This is a genomic window from Opitutaceae bacterium TAV5 (assembly GCA_000242935.3).
Classification (GTDB): Bacteria; Verrucomicrobiota; Verrucomicrobiia; order Opitutales; family Opitutaceae; genus Geminisphaera.
In genome coordinates, this window is record CP007053.1 from 108,924 (window position 1) to 125,694 (window position 16,771).

14 protein-coding genes are annotated in these 16,771 nt (G+C 61.7%); 2 read left to right on the forward strand and 12 right to left on the reverse strand.

The features are described 5' to 3' along the window. Positions 1-4: 4 nt before the first annotated feature. The 9 genes from OPIT5_00965 to OPIT5_01005 form a co-directional block, all read right to left on the reverse strand. The gene (locus OPIT5_00965; protein ID AHF93937.1) at positions 5-145 is read right to left on the reverse strand and encodes a hypothetical protein; all 141 of its coding nucleotides are present in this window, start codon (positions 143-145) and stop codon (positions 5-7) included. Beyond that, entirely contained in the window at positions 126-317 is a 192-nt protein-coding gene (locus OPIT5_00970) for a hypothetical protein (GenBank protein ID AHF93938.1), read from the reverse strand. The genes OPIT5_00965 and OPIT5_00970 overlap by 20 nt, the downstream gene beginning before the upstream one ends. Further along, positions 317-520: a hypothetical protein gene (locus OPIT5_00975; protein ID AHF93939.1), complete on the reverse strand. Its 204-nt coding sequence runs from the start codon at positions 518-520 to the stop codon at positions 317-319. The genes OPIT5_00970 and OPIT5_00975 overlap by 1 nt, the downstream gene beginning before the upstream one ends. Continuing rightward, positions 517-729: a hypothetical protein gene (locus tag OPIT5_00980; GenBank protein ID AHF93940.1), complete on the reverse strand. Its 213-nt coding sequence runs from the start codon at positions 727-729 to the stop codon at positions 517-519. Before OPIT5_00980 ends, OPIT5_00975 begins: the two co-directional genes overlap by 4 nt. A 248-nt stretch (positions 730-977) precedes the next feature. Further along, entirely contained in the window at positions 978-2,960 is a 1,983-nt protein-coding gene (locus OPIT5_00985) for a glycosyhydrolase (protein AHF89053.1), read from the reverse strand. A 60-nt stretch (positions 2,961-3,020) separates the two neighbouring features. Further along, a complete protein-coding gene (locus OPIT5_00990; protein ID AHF93941.1) occupies positions 3,021-4,982 on the reverse strand; it encodes a hypothetical protein in 1,962 nt (653 codons plus the stop codon). Between the two features lie 340 nt (positions 4,983-5,322). After that, on the reverse strand, positions 5,323-6,201 hold the full coding sequence (locus tag OPIT5_00995) for a hypothetical protein (protein ID AHF93942.1): 879 nt from the start codon (positions 6,199-6,201) through the stop codon (positions 5,323-5,325). 143 nt (positions 6,202-6,344) lie between these two features. Then, complete coding sequence (locus OPIT5_01000) at positions 6,345-8,507, reverse strand: hypothetical protein (GenBank protein AHF89054.1); 2,163 nt, start codon at positions 8,505-8,507, stop codon at positions 6,345-6,347. 41 nt (positions 8,508-8,548) lie between these two features. Then, positions 8,549-9,307, reverse strand: coding sequence for an N-terminal cleavage protein (locus OPIT5_01005; GenBank protein AHF89055.1), 759 nt, complete (start codon positions 9,305-9,307; stop codon positions 8,549-8,551). 67 nt (positions 9,308-9,374) lie between these two features. On the opposite strand from OPIT5_01005, the gene OPIT5_01010 reads away from it, so the two are divergent. Continuing rightward, positions 9,375-10,406: a LacI family transcriptional regulator gene (locus tag OPIT5_01010; protein AHF89056.1), complete on the forward strand. Its 1,032-nt coding sequence runs from the start codon at positions 9,375-9,377 to the stop codon at positions 10,404-10,406. 41 nt (positions 10,407-10,447) lie between these two features. After that, the gene (locus OPIT5_01015) at positions 10,448-11,611 is read left to right on the forward strand and encodes a rhomboid family protein (protein ID AHF89057.1); all 1,164 of its coding nucleotides are present in this window, start codon (positions 10,448-10,450) and stop codon (positions 11,609-11,611) included. Between the two features lie 72 nt (positions 11,612-11,683). On the opposite strand, the gene OPIT5_01020 is transcribed toward OPIT5_01015, so the two are convergent. Genes OPIT5_01020 through OPIT5_01030 form a run of 3 tightly spaced genes read right to left on the reverse strand, consistent with a single transcriptional unit; the run spans position 11,684 to position 16,682 of the window. After that, entirely contained in the window at positions 11,684-13,021 is a 1,338-nt protein-coding gene (locus tag OPIT5_01020; GenBank protein ID AHF89058.1) for a hypothetical protein, read from the reverse strand. Between the two features lie 49 nt (positions 13,022-13,070). Beyond that, positions 13,071-15,902: a glycosyl hydrolase family 5 gene (locus tag OPIT5_01025; protein ID AHF89059.1), complete on the reverse strand. Its 2,832-nt coding sequence runs from the start codon at positions 15,900-15,902 to the stop codon at positions 13,071-13,073. 57 nt (positions 15,903-15,959) lie between these two features. Continuing rightward, positions 15,960-16,682: an N-terminal cleavage protein gene (locus OPIT5_01030; protein AHF89060.1), complete on the reverse strand. Its 723-nt coding sequence runs from the start codon at positions 16,680-16,682 to the stop codon at positions 15,960-15,962. Between the last annotated feature and the right edge of the window lie 89 nt (positions 16,683-16,771).

Consider the following 16,771-nt stretch of genomic DNA (forward strand, 5'->3'; position numbering starts at 1 on the left):
AGGATTACAGGCTTCGGGCAAGGGTGGAGCCGGACATGGGGCCGCCTGGAAATTCGAAGACGAGGCGAGAGGTTCCGGATTGCGTCGGATGGACGACATCGAGGTGGACAGTGGCTCCGGCATCGTCAGGGCGGGGCGCGGCCACCGGAAAGGATAGAGCACCATCGGAAGCCTTCGGCGGCACTGGCATCTGTCGCAGTCGATGGTGTGGGGGTGGCGCGGATGGTCATGACGATAACGGGCAGAAGGACGAGGATCACGAGAGCGGCGGTCAGGGTGAGTGCGCGTTGTATGGAGAGCCGGGAGAAAGAACGCATCAGACCTCGCGTCTTTCGTCGAGGCGGTAACGGGTGAGAAAGGCGATGGAAACGGCAAAGCCGGCCGCGGGGAGAATCGCGTAGATGATCCGCATGCCCAGGAGAGTGCCGCTCCCCTGCCCTTCCGCAAGAGAGACGTCAAAACCCACGCCATTGAGCAGCATGTTGAAGCCGAGGATGGCGAGGGCGGTGCCGGTTTTCATGATTCAGCCAAACAGGGCGCTGAAGACGGCCTCGTAATCACAAAAACGATACTGATCGTGGCCGGATTGATGCCGAGAACGAGATTGTAGAGCGGGTTGCCCAGATCCTTGATTCCCTGATTGCCGAGGCGATCCGTCATGCCGCCGAAACCGTAGGCGATGCGTTTACCCCAGGTTAGGGAATCGGATTCGGCCGAGGCAGTGGACACAGGAGACGGCGGAGAGGGAGAAACGGAACCCGGAGACCGGCGGGAAAAGCGGGAAGTCGCGGACATAAAGCGAAGCTGGATGTCCATTTGCCGCCATATTGCGAGCCGGCGTTTCCCGCATCGATCAGGGCCGGTCGGTTTTTGTGCCCACAAGGATGACGTTGCCGCCACAAACGAAAACGAGAGGAGCAGCCGCCGGCTGCGATCCCGGAGCCGATGATGGGATGCCACCCGCATGCTGCCTGTTTTTATGCCCGGAAACGCAACGTGAACCGGAAACGCGCATCGCCTTCGCTCCACATCGGAAAGTTCGTTCCCCAGATATTGTTGAAGAGATTGAACGCAATTCCGGCATCGGCGCGAGGAAGCCGGTCGTCGAATTCAAGAAAGCATGGCCGTTCCGGCGCGACCAGTGGAGCGTCATGCGAGGTGATTGTCACCTCGCCCGCGCACACGCTGCCCTCGATACCGTGAAGCGTCCGGCTGCCCTTCGATACGATGTCGGCAGGGTCAATCCACTGGCCCAACTTCCGGAAACGCCAGGACGCGCCTGAAGGCAGTCGCGGATGAAAGGAAAAACAGTAAGCCTCGGGCAATCGCACCGCCGGTTTGTCGAACCAGTCGAGAGTCATATGCAAGGCCGCACTCTCGCCGGAATCCGCCTCCAGCCGGAGGCAAACCAGCGGCGGCACCCCGTCCCGCCGGGCGAGGGGCGAAAACACGAGAGTGGCGCGGGCCTGATCGCCATCGCGATGCAGTTCCAGACGGGAAAGCGAAACATGGTGCGTTGCCGCCCGCACCGCTGTGGGGAGACCATGCTTGGTAAAGTCCTTTCGCGACCAGTCTTGTTCCTCCCGGATGTAGGAACGATAAAACCGTTCGTAATCGCTTTTTGAATATGTCTCCCGAAAAAAACAGCCGAGCATATTTCGGCGACCGGCCAGAGACGTCCGGCTGTCGCCCGCTGTCAGGCGGCGGATCGCCCCGGTCTCCGGATCAAGTTGCAGGGTCAGCATCCCCAGACGGAACACTTCGGCCGGATCGACCGAACGCCATACGGAACCGGAACGAAAAGGCGCGGGCCGGAGTCTTGCGAGGGCGGCACGCGCCTCGCGGCGAAGCGAATCGGGGAGCGCGGCAACCGCGGTTTTCGTGTAGCGCCTCTGTTCGCACCAGGAAGTTTCCAGCTTGCGAAAATTGGAGAGACGACGAACCCGGGCGAATTTCTTCGCAGTGTAGTGCGTCCAGTCCGCGAGGTGTTTTTTGATGTCCATCCCCCAGGTATGCTCCGCGGTGAGAAGCAGCGACTCCGCCAGGCGGAGATCGATGGCGGAGCCCTCCTTGAGTCGTCCATTGGCGGTCCAGCGTTCGCGCAGGCGGTTCAGTTCCCGGTAGCGCGCGGTCTTGCCGGGATCGGTGCCGATGCCGTGTACCCAGGTGTCGCCAATCTCCGACTCGATCACCGGAAACTTGTCACGATGTTTCCATACATGGGCCGATATATCGCCCAGTCCGCCGGGAACAATGCTCGCCCCCGGAAACTCGTGCCGCAGGCGTTCATGGACCTTTTCGATCTCGCCCGGATTCTGGGGACCGAGATTGTCGCCGGTCAGGTTGACGCACAATGCGCGACCGCCGGGCAACCGGATCACTCCGCCGTAATCGGCCTCGTAAATGACAACGACTTCGCAGCGGCCGCGCCTCCATACGAATACAGGGGGGACATCGGGAACAGTGGAAGCGGGATTCACGCCGATGTGCAGCAGCCGCACGCCGGCCTCGGCAAGCAGCGGGACGATCCCAATGGTGTGGCCGGGAACATCGGTCATCTTGGCCGCACGCGTTTTCCGTCCGAACCGGGTGTCCAGCAATGCGGAGTAACGAAGGCCGGCCCGGAAAAGAGTGGGGGTCATGTACTCGCTGTGCGTGGTAAAAGGAAGCGCATGCCAGTGAAAATCACCCTTACGGATCGCCTCCTCCATAAGACGCCGGTTCGAAGGCGATGCGTCGTCGAGGAATCGATACGCGAGCCATGAACCCGTGGTCCAGACAAACCGGCACGGCGAATGTCGCGTCTCCCTCGCCAGCCGGAGCGCTCCGGGGATGTAGTCGTTCAGGTAACGATCCACGATGTTTTTCGCCAAGTCGGTAAACCCGATATCCAGGTGTGTCTTGAAAACGACAGATACACGTTTGACCGGAACAGAGGGACGGGCGAGTGAAACAGTCATTATTTTTTGATACGGAAATACATGGAAGGGGAGGACATATTCAGGCATAGGTCGCCTGCTTCATGTTTCCCCCGTCCGCCAGCGGGCGAAGAGAAAACGTCGTTCATGTCCAATCCGCGCGATGAATGTCTTCGTGGAGTCCAGCTCCACCGTTCCCTCCCCCGCCAGGGTTTCCGCGATACGTGGCGTCGCGCTCCCGGGGAGACGTACGCAAGAAGAGGGTAATCTGAAAACAGCAGTCCCGGTCGGCACGCACTCACGGAAGATCAGAAAATAGAAAGTACCGTCCGGAACGACCGAAACGAACCCGGTCCAGGAAAAACCATTGGGTGCATCGCCCACGGGAAAAATGTTTCCCGAATGGAACGCCCGCCGGTGCTGCTTCCAAGTGGCAATTAGCGGACGCCAGCGATCGGCCACGGCAGCGGGCACCTTGCTGTTTTCGAACCAGGCCAGCGGCGAAGCCGGCATGGTAATGGCAAAAAGATACTCCGGTGGCCAAGCCGCAGGACGGAGTGGATCGGGTTCGCCGGTGTTGCGCAAAACGTAGGCATCCTCGCACCGGGCGGGATTGAGAAATTCGATACGCAGCCGGGGTGGAAACACGTAATGCGCCAGCGTCCAGAGTGCGCGCAAGGTCTGGTGCGGGTGCCAGGTCGCGTTGTCGGTAAACCGGTTTTGCAGGAAAACCGGTCCGCCATGAAGCCGCCCCCAATACGTGGGCCGATGCTCGGCAGTGGCATCGAAATCGATGACAATGGCGTCTCCGCTTTCCTGCCAAAGGCGGTCGCAAAGCGCGTGAAATCGCTGCTCGGCCAACCGCGAATGGAGTTTGACCGCATCGAGCTTGAAATGAGCGATACCATATTCGCGCCACAGCCGGAGGATTTGCGCCGCGTCCCGCTCCCGGTTTGCCAGATCGTCGCTCGAATCGGGCGCGTACCAGAGCCCGAGCCGGACACCGGCCTTGTCCGCCGCTTCGATCAGCGGCGCGAAGCCGCGCGGGAAACGGACCGGATGCGGTTCCCAAAAGTTCGGGTCCGCCGCCCAAAAACCGTTCCAGACTCCGGCGGGTGGTTTCGCGCCGTTTTGGGACAGGGCAACCGCGTTCGCCTCGGGATTGTCGCCCGCCGTATTCACGGTGGCTCCGCGCTGCCAGCCATCGTCGATCTGCACGACCTCCACGCCGAGATCGCGGGCGGCGGTGATTTCATCCAGGATAAACTGCTCGCCAAGGTGCGCGGCCCCCGCGCGATCTCCCCATGTGTTGGAAAGAACGAGCGCATTTTCCCCCGGCCCCGCCCCACACAATATCCGCTGAAGGCCATGCAAGGCCCGTGTTGCCCCCGCCCGTCCGCCCGTGTAAGCCAGACGCGCCAGGCTATATCCAGCCGGGCACGCACTCATGACGAGCATCCTGTCCTGCCAGGCAAAGAGGAAATCAAACACCGGACTCCACTCTGCCCGCACACGGTGCAAGGGCGCGAGGAGCAACATCAGGAATCCCTCTCTTCCCCTTCCCTGTTTACCCGAACCTGTCGCATTATTTTCAATACAGACCAGGTTGCCGGTCAAGGGGAGGCAGCGCTCACCGGGATGCAAGAGGTATTCGCGCTCGTCGAGGAGATTGCTGTGATGGTCGGTCTGATCGTAAAACCGCACTTCGCGGACGACAAGATGCGGGGAAGCGAGCGCCGCAAGCGGGAGTGCGACCGGAGCTTCCGGCATGGCAAGAAACATCTGCCCGTTGGGCTTGATGCGGAGCGCCCCCATTTTCTCCGCGTTCGGAGCGGCGAGGGCAGCCTCGATCTCGGGTCCGGTGATCCGTAACAATGATCCGGCGATGTCCGGATGCAGACGAAATTCCCACAGACGCCACGCCGCGCTGCCGGGCGATCCAAAACGGAGCCGGACGACGAGGAACGGCGCTTCATCCCGGCTCACGTGATATACTGGCTCCTGATCAAACCGCTCCGCCTTTTCCGATGCGGCAAGCAGCGGAGGTGTTTCTGGATCCAGCACTGGCGGAATGGCGGAAGATATCCACTCGACGCCACCAGCGCGATGAAATGAGGCGAGGCGCAATTCTCCTCTGCCGGAAACGCAGTGCCAGGTCTCGGCAAAGCATTCGTTTGCGAGACGGAGCTCACCGGTATCCGCATTCCATGACGCGGTACAGGGTGGCGACGCCGGTGTCGACAGGACAGCGGGTGTTTCGGAAACAGGCATAGGATCGGGTGGGTGGCGGGAGGTCCCGGATGCGGAGCAAGGAACCTCGGGGCATGGGAGCGGCGGCTTTTTCCGCCAATCCGCCGCCGCTCCGACAAGCCGGAACTGCCGCTTTTTATACCGCTCTGGCGCTTCAGCGACGACGGCGGATGAGGATTGCGGCGGCCAGGCCGGCAAGACCGGCCAGCGCCGCCAGCGTGGAAGGTTCGGGAATGTTGCTGGTTCCGACAAGTTGCACGTCATCCACAAAGGCGCGTTTGCCGGGCGTGAGATTGAAGTAGAATCCGATGCCCGCAATGTCCGTCGAGGCGATGCTGACCACCTCGCTTGTGTTGATTGAGATGGTTTCCCCCGTCCGATTGCCGAGATTGCCAATTTTATACCATGCGGCTGTCCCGAAGGTCTCCGTAAGGTTCACAGTCTTGATTTCGCCGTTGGTCATGCTCCCGCCAGCACTTTCCGCAGTCACGCCGAAGGTCTGGACGGAGACATACCATGAGTTGCCGGATTTCACGAGAAGGTGAAGGCTGTCACTGGTCGAGGTGAAGGACTGCGCCCAGGAAACGCTGATGCTGTCGTAAGCGCCGAGGTTGGTGGAAACGAATCGGGTATTGGCGGTCGTGTCGGCGGTAAGGGCGGTGAAGGTGTTGAAGGAGCCGGCACCGGTGCTGTCGATGAAGAAGACGCCGTTGGTCGTGCCGTCGTAGCCGGTCACACCGTTGTGCTGACCCATGCGTGGGGTGTTGCCGCCGCCGGGTTGCGAGTTCGTTGTGAAGTTCGCAGGAGTGGTGGTGGTGGCGCTGCTGTTGGCCCCCCAGCCCTGCCAGCCTATCACCGTCGCTCCCCCGCTCGATTTATTGAGGGGATTGAGCGCGGTGCTGCCGCCGGAAAAATTCTCGCTCCAGATGGTCGTGGCGGCATTGACGGCAGCGCCCGGTGCGAGGAACAGGCCGGCCATTGTGCAGGTAGCAAGAATGGCGGCGAATGATGATTTGGTGTGGTTGGTTTTCATGGCAAATAACGGGTGTGTGTTGCGGGTTTTCGCAGGCGGACAGTCGCCTGCCGTCTGCAAGCAGGAGGACACGGTGTGTGATGAAGTGTGAAAGAAAAGAGGGACCCTGCCTTACATATGGCTCCCGCTCCCCTCTCGTGGTTTTACCGGACGAGTTCGCAGGCGAGTTGCGTGCCTTCAGGTGTGACAGTCGCAAGGGTCATGACAAAACCGGAATTTTTCCGGTGTACCGGGATTACCCTGACACGCGCTCCGGTAGCATCGACCGTCCAGGCTTTCCAGCCTCCCGGAGGCAGGCGTAGCGTGAGCGTGGCCTCGCCGTGGCGGACGAGGTGGGGAGGGTTCCCCCAGTCTTCCAGGAGCTTGCGATCGGGCGAATCGAAGCGCGCGCCGGCGGTAAGTGCGTCGGTCAGATGCGTGACAAGGATGCGGCGGGTGGTTGCGAGAGGTTCATCGTCCAGCGCGATGACGGATATGGCGGCCTGGGCGGTGTTGCCGGCGACAGAGACACACTTGCCCTCGATGTCGATTCCCGGCGGCAGCAGGAAAAGTTCGCTGCGGGGAGTGACCACCCTGACCGCGCCGGTGTCGGAGCGGAGCTCGATTTGCCCGGTGTCGCTCGTATAGCGGGTTTCCGCGGCGTCGATGCTGCCGGGGGACAAAACGCCGCCGTCCTGAAGGCGGGCGGCGATGTTGACATCGGCCAGCCAGGTCCGGGGCGGGAGGGGGTTCTCGAGCGGGGGCTTGGTGCCTGTGACGAGGGGGATGGCGGGGTTGCCGGATTCACGAATCTGCGCGGGGTCGCCGACGATGGAGCCGATCCGTGACACCAGTCCCAGGTGTGTGTATTTTTCCGATACACGTTTCCAGATATCCAGGTAAGCCTCCTCCGGACGGAGCGCCCACGCGACGGAATGAACGGCGGGAGCGATGTCGCGGCGGATGAAGAGCAGCGCGGAAGTGCGGTCGGCGATCAGGCCCACGGGATCGGCCGCGATGGCGAAGTAGTTGGCGTGGCTTCCATCGAGCGCCATGTCACGGCTTTGCGCATACTGGAAATTGTAGAGGGCATCCCAGTCCTGAAGGCTGGCGTAGGCGGGCATGAGCACGGCTCCCTCGGCACGGTATTGATTGGGCCGGCAGAAGTTGAATTCCGTGACGGTAAAGGGCTTTCCGAAAATACGCGTGGCCATGATCTCGCGGGGGACGGCAGCTTTTTCGCGGGTGGCGTTTTGCTGTTTGAACGAGAACGGGGCGCGCCAGGCGGTTTTGGGGAAGCCGGGATGGTCCCAATAGCGATGATTGTCCACGTAATCGTAATGCTGGCGGACGATGGCGAGGCCCTGCGTGGTGCCGAAGTTGGAGCCGGTAAGGAGGGCGCGGGTTTTGAGGGTGTTGCGGAGGTAATCGAAGAGGCGGGCGTCGGAGCGGGCATGCGTCTCGTAAACGAAGCGGTTCCAGGCCGGCGAGCTTCGGTCACCGGCCTCGTCGGCGGAACCGGCTCCGGAATCGACAAAGGCTTTTTTGTAGTAAGGCAAAACCCATGCATGGCTGACGCGGTTGACGAGAGAGTCTTCGTTTACCGGGCAAATGCCGATCAGGGCCGGATCTTCCGCCCAGGTGAGTCCGGTATGGGGATTTTTGTGAGTGAGCAGATTCCGGGCGAAACGCGACCAGGCTTCGAAAGCCGCCTCGTGGATGGGGATCAGCCCCTTGAAGGCCTGCTGGGTTTTTCCACGATCGGAACCGGGAGGAAATCCGAAAGCGGCCAGTTCGTCTTCGCTGAACCCCCGGGAGGTAAAGAGGTCGATGCTGATGTAGATCCCGCGTTTTTTCATCGCAGCGAAGAGGTATTCGAGCTGGTCGAGTTTGTGCGGGTCGATGTCCCAGGAGGAACCGCCCTGGCGGATGAGGTTGCCGTCAAAGTGATGAAACCGGACGGTGTTGTAGCCGGAGCGCGCCAGGCGCTCCGCCAGGCGATCGGCTTCGGAGCGCTCCAGAAAGTTGGCCCCGAAACAGAGATTCACGCCCCAGAAACGGACGGCGTCGCCGGGTTTTTGTCCGAAGGCGAAATGGCCGTCGGGCGTCACGACAAGATGTCCATATTTACCGGCCGGAGCTCCGGCGGCCACGTGTACGGAGAAATCGAATACACCTCCCGGAGCGATTTCCACCGAATGCGCGTAAGGCGCCCAGTCGGGGCCGGGCTCGGGTTGCCAGGGCGCGGCGGCGGCGGAAGCGGCAAGGGCGCCGAAAATCGCGGGGTGGAGGAGAGGGAGCAGGAGCGAACGAGGGGATGGTTTCATGGAAAAACAGGGCTACGGGAAGGCGGATACGCGCGAGGATGTCACTGAACTTCCACGTAGTCCTTGAGGTCTTCTTTCTTTTCGACGAGCGAGACGTGGCCGTCGCACCAGAGGACGTTGAGTTTGCCGCCGTGGGGGGCGCCGATGCGGGTGGTGGCCACGGGGTCTCTGAAGGAACTGCCCCAGGCCTGGCCTTTGGCCGAATCGGTCATCATGACGACCTGCGAGGGAGTCTGGAGGGAGGCCAGCCGGGTAGAGGGGTATTTTACGTAATCGCCGTTATTGCACAGCACATTCTCGTTGGCGATGTAGGGGTAGCCATACTCGTTCTGCACGTAATTGCCGTATTCGTCCTGAGGCCTGAGCGAGACGGAGGTCCGGCTCTCGGGGCAGACGGAGATTTGTTGGGCAGAGGCTCTGGTGAGGACCGTCTCGAGGGGGCCGCCCGCTTCATACCATTTCTTGTTGTACCAGGAATCGGTGGTTTTGTGGTAATAGGCGCGGGGGAGCGTGTCCCGGTTTTCCGAGGCAAACAGGGCCATGGCGGCTCCGATCTGGCGGAGGTGGCTCTTGCACTGCGCGGCGCGGGCGCTGGAGCGGACTTTGCCAACGACGGGGATGATGATGGCGGCAAGGATGCCGATGATGGCAATGACCGTCAGCAGTTCGACGAGGGTGAAAGCAGCGGGGGTGGCATGCCGGCCGGAACAGGACCGGGCGGGTGCGCGCAAGGAAGATGAGGATTCCGGGGCAAAGAGGCATTCAGGGGTCATCGGATTGGTCATGCTGGAATCCACCATAAACCGGATATTCGCGCCGGGAAGGCCGGACTTGCCTTACATAAGACAAGCCGCCATCTCCCTCCATATGGATACCGCTTCCAGGAAAATCAGCCTTGGAGAAATCGCCCGGCAGGCCGGGGTTTCACGGATGACGGTATCGTGCGCGCTCCGCAACGTCGGTCGCGTCAAACCGGAAACAGCGGTGCGAATCGGGGAAATCGCCCGCAGCCTCGGCTATTCGCCCGACCCGCGCATGGCGATGACGATGAGCCGGGTGCGCGACGCGAAAAAGAAGGAGTTGCTGCCACTTGCCTGGCTGCACGCCAGCGAAAACGGCCGGGCTTACCATGACTATAAATGGCTTTCCCCCTACATGGAGGGAGCGAAGGAACGGTGCGATGAACTGGGCTACAAGCTGGACGAGTTGTGGCTGGGGGCGCCGGGCATGACGGAGGGGCGCATGTCCTCGATCATCGTCAACCGCGGCATTCGCGGCGTGATCGTGAGCCCTTCGATCCCGGAACTGCGGCGGTTGCGGCTGGACTGGCGGAAGTTCGCAAGCGTTTCCTTCGAGACGGCGATGCTTTCACCCGGCCTGCATCGGGCGGTGCCCGACTATTACCATAACATCACGCTGGCCCTGAAAATGCTGCGACGTTCCGGATACAGGCGGATCGGATTGTGTGTCCAGTTACTGGAAGCCCGGCGTTCGCATCACACCTACCTGGGCAGTCTGCACTATTTTCAGTCAGCCATCCCGGACGCCGAACGGGTGCGTCCGCTGGTGTGCAATCCGTTGGCGGCGGAGGAACTGAAGGCGTGGGTCAACCGCGAGAAACCGGATGCGGTCATCGCCCATCACTCCAGAATCATCGAATGGCTGGGCAGCGCCGGTCTGCGTGTGCCGGAGGATATCGGCGTCGCCCACCTGGCGCTGGACGACGATTGCGCGGACTGGGCGGGCATCTGGCAGCACAAACGGAGGATCGGCGCGCAGGCGGTGGAGCAGGTGGTATCGATGATCCATAACAACCGGACAGGAGTGCCGGATGTTGCCTACGAGACGCTCATTCCCGGCGAGTGGCGCTTCGGGTGGACATTGCGAAAACGCAAATAATCGTGGCGCTTGCGGCGCACGAGGGCCAATATTGCGGCTCCATGCTGCTGTTCCCCCTCCGCGTCGATTCCCTCTTCAGGCAACTTCCGGTCGCCAACTGGGTTTTGCTGGGCGCGACCGTCGCCGCATTCTTCGTTTCCGTCAGCTATGTCGGCGACGACACGCTCGGAAATCTTGTCCTCGATGGCTTCCGGATGCCCGGTTTGCTCACGCACCTTTTTCTGCACGGCGGGTTGATTCACCTCGCCGGCAACATGATTTTCTTGTGGGTGTTTGGCAACATCGTCTGCGGCAACACCAGCAACCTGGTCTATCCGTTTTTGTATCTGGCGTTCGGCGTGGCGGCGGGCGTGGCGCACATTGTTTTCAGCGGCGGTGCGGCGGTCGGCGCGAGCGGTGCGATCAACGGACTGGTCGGCATGGCGCTCGCCATGTATCCGAAAAACGAAGTCACGATGTGGTATTTCTTCTACCTGCGCGCGGGGACGTTCCGGATTTCGTTGTGGGTGCTGGCGCTCGTGTGGCTGGCGTTCGATCTGTTCGGTGCGTTCATGCTGGGTAATGTCAGCAACGTCGCTTACTGGGCGCACATCGGCGGATTTTTCGCGGGGCTGGCAACAGGGATGATCGCCCTGCGCCTCGGATGGGTGACCTTGACGGAATACGACAACGAATCGCTGCTGGAAGTCTTTCAGGGCAAACGCGCCGAGGAACGCCAGGCACAAATCAAGGCGCAACGCGCCGCCGAACTCCGCGCCGAACGCGAGGCCTTTCTCGCCGAACATCCGGACCCGCAGGCCAGCGAGAATTTCCGGACCGTATCCGGCGCCGGCTTGAGCGACCCCACCGTGATGCCGATGACGCTTTTCAACTTGCAGCGCTGGACGCAGACCGTCCGGCAAACGCCGGTCCCGGAGGAAGACCACGCCACGATTGCCGCTGGCGGAGAAGCGGGTTGGGCGAAGCGTTTCGAGGTGATTTATGCGCGGGCGTTCTTTGCGCTCGGATTTTCGTTTCACCGTTCGTTGCGCCACTATTACGAGGCGGTGTCGCGCGGAGATTTCTGGCCGCACGAAAATGCCGCGCTCGCGCAATTTCTCGGCATGGTGGAGAGCGAATTTCCGGAAATGCGCGCGTGCGGTTTTATTGACGACGAACTGGCTGCCTCGCGAGACGAACCGCGTCTGGCCCACTTCATCGCGTGATGCCGGACGGCCTCAGGGAGGAGCGACGGGGGCTATGGGAACGATGGAGCGCACCCGCCAGCGCAACGAGATTCACGCCGTGGCCGCCACGAGTTCGCTGACACGGACGAAGGCCACATCGGCTCCTCCTTCGGGCCGGATCAGGGTGTAGCAGATGTAGTCCCCGCGAGGGCCGCAGAACTGCGGGTGCGGGTGCAAATGATACGGGCGAAACGCGGCCGGGGGAGAAGGCATCCGGGATACGATGTCAATGGTCCGCCGGGAGCGAAGATTGACGAAACGGACATGATGGGTGTCGGGCGCATCGGGAGGCAGCGCATCGAGCACGATGTAGTTTCCACAGGGTGACGCGTGAGCGTGCGAAACCGTGCGGTGAGGCCAGACAAGCTCGGGGCGGGCATCGGACGTGCCGGCGGTGGCGAGCGGCGTGCGCTCGATGCCGGTCTGGTAGTGGATGTAGTAAATGTAGTCGCCATCGGATGACCACCATTCGTGCCCGTGCATCTGGCGGGGATCGGTGCGGACTTCCGCATGCGGGGTTTCGAGGTGGGAATTGCTGGCGACAGGCCGGTAGGACGGGCCAACGAGAGAAGAAAGCGAATCGGGGTAAACGGGATAAAGACCGCGAGTGTCACCCCGTCGGACCAGCCAGAGGCGGTTGTCCTTGTAGCGGATTTCTCCGGTTTTCTGGTCAACGCAGTTTTCCTGTGCGAGCAGGAGAAGGCCGGGATGATGTGTGGAGGGGTTGAACTGGCCGTGGTTATAAGTGTGTTGCAGGGTCTGCCAGATCTCGATCCGGCCGTCGTCGAGCCACGCCTGGCCGACCGGGTTGTCGGGGCCGATACCGGCATCGATGTTGAGCGCACGACGGTCAGGCGAAAGGGTCAGGTGCGTGGCATAACGGCGAACCGGCCGGTTGCGGGTGATGGCGGGCGTGAAGGCGGCGACTCGCTGCGGACTGTCGTCCGGACTGGCGGTGCGCCGCCAGATGCCCTGTTCGTTGGCCCAGTAAATCTCGCCGGTCTCATGATCGAGCATGGGCGAGGCTTCGGTAAATGCGGTCTCGGGGTAATGGCGAATGATACCGGCCGCAAACTCGACAACGGCCAGGGTACGACCACTGTGCGCGGAATTGGCGGGAGGAAACGCACAGTAGAACCAGTACCGGGCATTTCCGTCGGGTGTGATATGAAGGCTGGGGTTGACGTAGTAGAAGGATTGCTGGATAGGGGCCACCCGGGCCTGCTCCGCCGGCGTGCCGACAGGCGTGAGAAGGCGGCTGGTAACGCCGCTTTCGGGATCGGTCCACGGCGTGAGCAGCGGCGATCCGAGAAAATCGGCGGCGGCCACGGAAAGGGCCGTTCGGGAAGAAGCGCCGGAGGCGAGAGTTTCGTGCGTATCCAGAATCATGTGGCGGAGGTGGAGGGTCCGGAATTTTCCGAAGAGATGCGGCGAGTGCTCATGCGGACGGCCGCGCGAGCTCCCATGCGAGTTGCGTACCTTCCGGTGTGATCGTGGCGGCGGTGAATGTCCATGCGCCGGGAGCGGTTTGCCTGAGCGGAATCTCCCTGACGCGCTTGCCGGTGGAGTCCACCGCCCACGCTTGCCAGGCGCCAGGAGAGAGGCGGAGAGTAAGGGTGGCGGCGCCGCGCTGCACGAGATGCGGAAGCCGGCCCCAGCTTTCGAGGAGCTGCCGGCTGGCATTGGCGAACGTCATCCCCTCGGGCAGCGTGTCGGTAAGATGGATAACGAGGATGCGACTTGCCCCGGCAAGCGGCTCGGCGACGGGCGAATCCATTGCGATGACGCCGACCATGGAGGGCGTGTCTCCGGCAACGGTGACGCGCCCGCCGACGAGGGTTTTCCCGGGCTTCAGCAGGAAGAGTTCGCTACGCGGCGTGACGACGCGGACGGTGCCGTCGGAAACATCCAGTTCGATCTCGCCGGTCTCGCTCCGGTAACGGTTGCCGGACGGGTCCACGGAACCGGCTGGCAGCACGCCGTCGCGTTGCAGGGTGGCGGCAAGGCTGGCGGAGTCCTGTGCCTGCGGGTACGTGATGACGCTCCTGACGGAAGCGTCTCCGGCCGCGAGAGCGTCAATATCTGCAGGGGTGGCCGCGTAACGGGAGCCGATGCGCATGACCAGACCGAGGCGGCTGAATTCCTCAGGGAAGGACTGTGTACGCCCGGCGGCGACATCTTCGGGGCGCACGGCAAAAACGATGGCGCCGGGGGCCGCGGCGATGTCATGGCGTTGAAAGAGAAGCGATCCGACGCGATCGGCGATGAGGCCGAGCGGATCGCAGGTGAGCGAGAAATAGTTATCGACTCCGGGGGCGAGCGCCGTCTGGCGATCCATGGCGTACTGGAAATTGTAGAGCGCGCTCCAGTCCTGAAGGCTGGCATACGCGGGCATGAGAAGGGCGGACCCTTCGGCGCGATGGCGGTTGGGGCGCACGTAGTTGAACTCCGTCACGGCAAAGGGTTTTCCAAGGATGCGCGTGGGCATGACAAGACGAGGCAAGCGCGCGTGCTGGCGGGTGGCACTTTCCTGAGCAAAGGCGAAAGGAAGTCCCCAGCGCGCGCCGGGAAAACGGGGGTGATCGAGGTACTGGTGATTGTCCACATAGTCGAACTGCTGGCGGACGGGAACGAGCGCGAGCGCGTTGCGGTGGTTGGCTCCGGTGACGAGAGCCTGGCAGCCGAGGTTCCGGAGAAAGCCGGCATTGCGCCGGTCGGACCGTATCTGCACCTCCACGACAAACCGGTTGTAATCCTCCTCCGGATCGGCAGAGTGCGGCTGCTCCCGCCACGACGCATCCTTGTCGCGCTCCCAGGCGGCGCGGTAGAGCGGAGCGAGTGAGGGGTGGTCGGCGCGCAAATAGGCGGAATCCTCGTTGACGGGACAGATGCCGATCAGCGCGGGATCCTCGGCCCAAGTGAGCCCGGTGTGCGGATTGCGGTGGGTCAGCAGGTTTTTTGCATAGCGCGACCAGTTGTCGAACGCGGCGTCGGAGACGGGGACGATTCCCTTGAACAGGTATTTGGTGAATTCGTCGTTCTTCTGCGGGTTGAGACCGAAGGAGGCGAGTTCCTCCCTGGTAAAAGAGCGGGCAGAGTAGAGATCGATATTGATATAAATGCCGCGCCTTTTGAGCGCGGCAAAAAGGGTTTCGAGCTGGTCGAGCGCATCCGGGTCCAGCTCATATGAAGGACCGCCTTTCCTGACCAGGTGACGCTCGATGTGATGAAAACGGACGGTGTTGTAGCCGGAACGGGCAAGGCGTTCGGCGATAAGATCGGCGTCGGCGGAGATGGCGGGAAAGTTGGCGCCAAAAGTGAGATTGACACCCTGGAAGCGGACGGGGTGGCCGGGGCGCCCGGCGAACTCGAAACGGCCCTCCGGCGTGGCCCGGAGGGAGCCGTATTTGCCGGCGGGGGCATCGAGTCGGGATGAAAAATCGAAAATGCTGCCGGGCTCGATATCGAGAGAATGGACATAGGGAGCCCAGTCGGGACCGGGCGCAATCGTGGACGGCGCATAAGCGGAACCGGCCGGCGCGGGTTCATAACGGAAGGTAACATCGAGCGTGGCTTTTTTGAGCGGGGAACGTTGCGGGGAAAAGCGGATACGCAGGGTGCAGGTGCGTGCCGCGGTGCTCCACTTGCGGTTGTCCTGGAGGACAACGGAATAGTTGCCCGTGATGACAATCGAGCCGCCGGCGGTGGGCAGGGTCAAGGTGTGCCCGCCCGTGGAGGCGGCGAAGATATTCTGTTTGTCGAGCGTCGCGGGAAGGCGGTAATCGCTCCCGTCCAGCGTGAAGATGCGGTCGAGGTAGCGGGAGATCGGGATGTCACACTGGAGGCTGACTTCGCGGGTGGGGATGCCGCCGGGCGCATCCACGCTCGCCTCCCAGACCGCCCGGAAGGAGGCCGGTGACAGCGGCGTGAATTTCTGGGCAAGGTGGAGCGTCGCGGTGGAACCGGGAGCAAGCGTGCCTCGCGTTTCCCAGGTATTGGCGGAGGCGTCAAGACGCGGGTAGCCTTCGGCGCGGGCGAGATCCTTCTGGAGCGTTTTTTTCCAGTTGTCGTCGAAGTGGATGACTTCAAAGCCGAGTCCGTCGACCCGGAAGACGCCGCTGGCGTTCATGCGGAAGTCGCGCACCTCGGAAACGGTGAATTTAGAGGAGTCTGATGTCTGTGCAGAAAGAGTAACCGTCAGCCGGAGCTGGCCGGAAACGGCTGCACAAACTATCAGCGCAACGAGCAGGGAACGACATCGAGGATACATAACCAGATTGTGAATACACTTCTATCTGTACGTGACAGAATCGCGTAGCGGACCAAATCAGCGTCCATACCAGAAAAGACTTGAACCGGAATCCGATGCGATATCGGCATCCCCCTTGCCGTAACCCGGGATCTGCTGTTGACCGAGTGAGGCGACATGGCCGTCGAGGAACAAGCAGTTGACCTGATTGCCGTGCGCAATTTCGGGCGGCTTGTTGGCAGCCATCATGTCTCCGAAAAGCTTGTTGGTGGAATCCCAGAAACCATCGGCCATGACAAGAGTGCGGGAAGGCGCGGACAGTTCGGCATAGCGCGGACGCGGTTGTGCATTGATGCTCCGCCACGGATTGCTGGCATTATTGCGCGTAGGCATTCCGTTAATGCTATAGGTACGACTCAGGTCACTGGTTTTGTCATGCAGGAGACGTTGCTCAGGACAGTTGAAGACCTTGATCAGAGCTTTCCTGGATGCGTCATTGCTGTCGTTGATTTCCTTGACCAGGTCCTGAAAAAACCCGCGACCGGTCCCGTCATTCCAGGCCAGTGGCAACCGGTCCCGGTCATCGTTCACCTTCTCCATATAGACGATGAACATCTGGCGAAGATTGGAAGAGCACTGCGCTTTCCTCGCGGCTGAACGAACCTTGCCAACCGTGGGGATCAGGATCGCGGCCAGGATGCCAATGATGGCGATGACGGTCAACAATTCGATCAGGGTGAAGCCGGCAGGCCGTACGTCAGGAGCGACACCGGTGGACGAGGCGGAATGATCGGGGAGCAATGGAGTAGTCATGGATGGAATGGAAAACGATTTCTTTCCCGAAAAGTAAACGGGACCACAGAGGACACGGTCTGGCGCGGATAAAAACA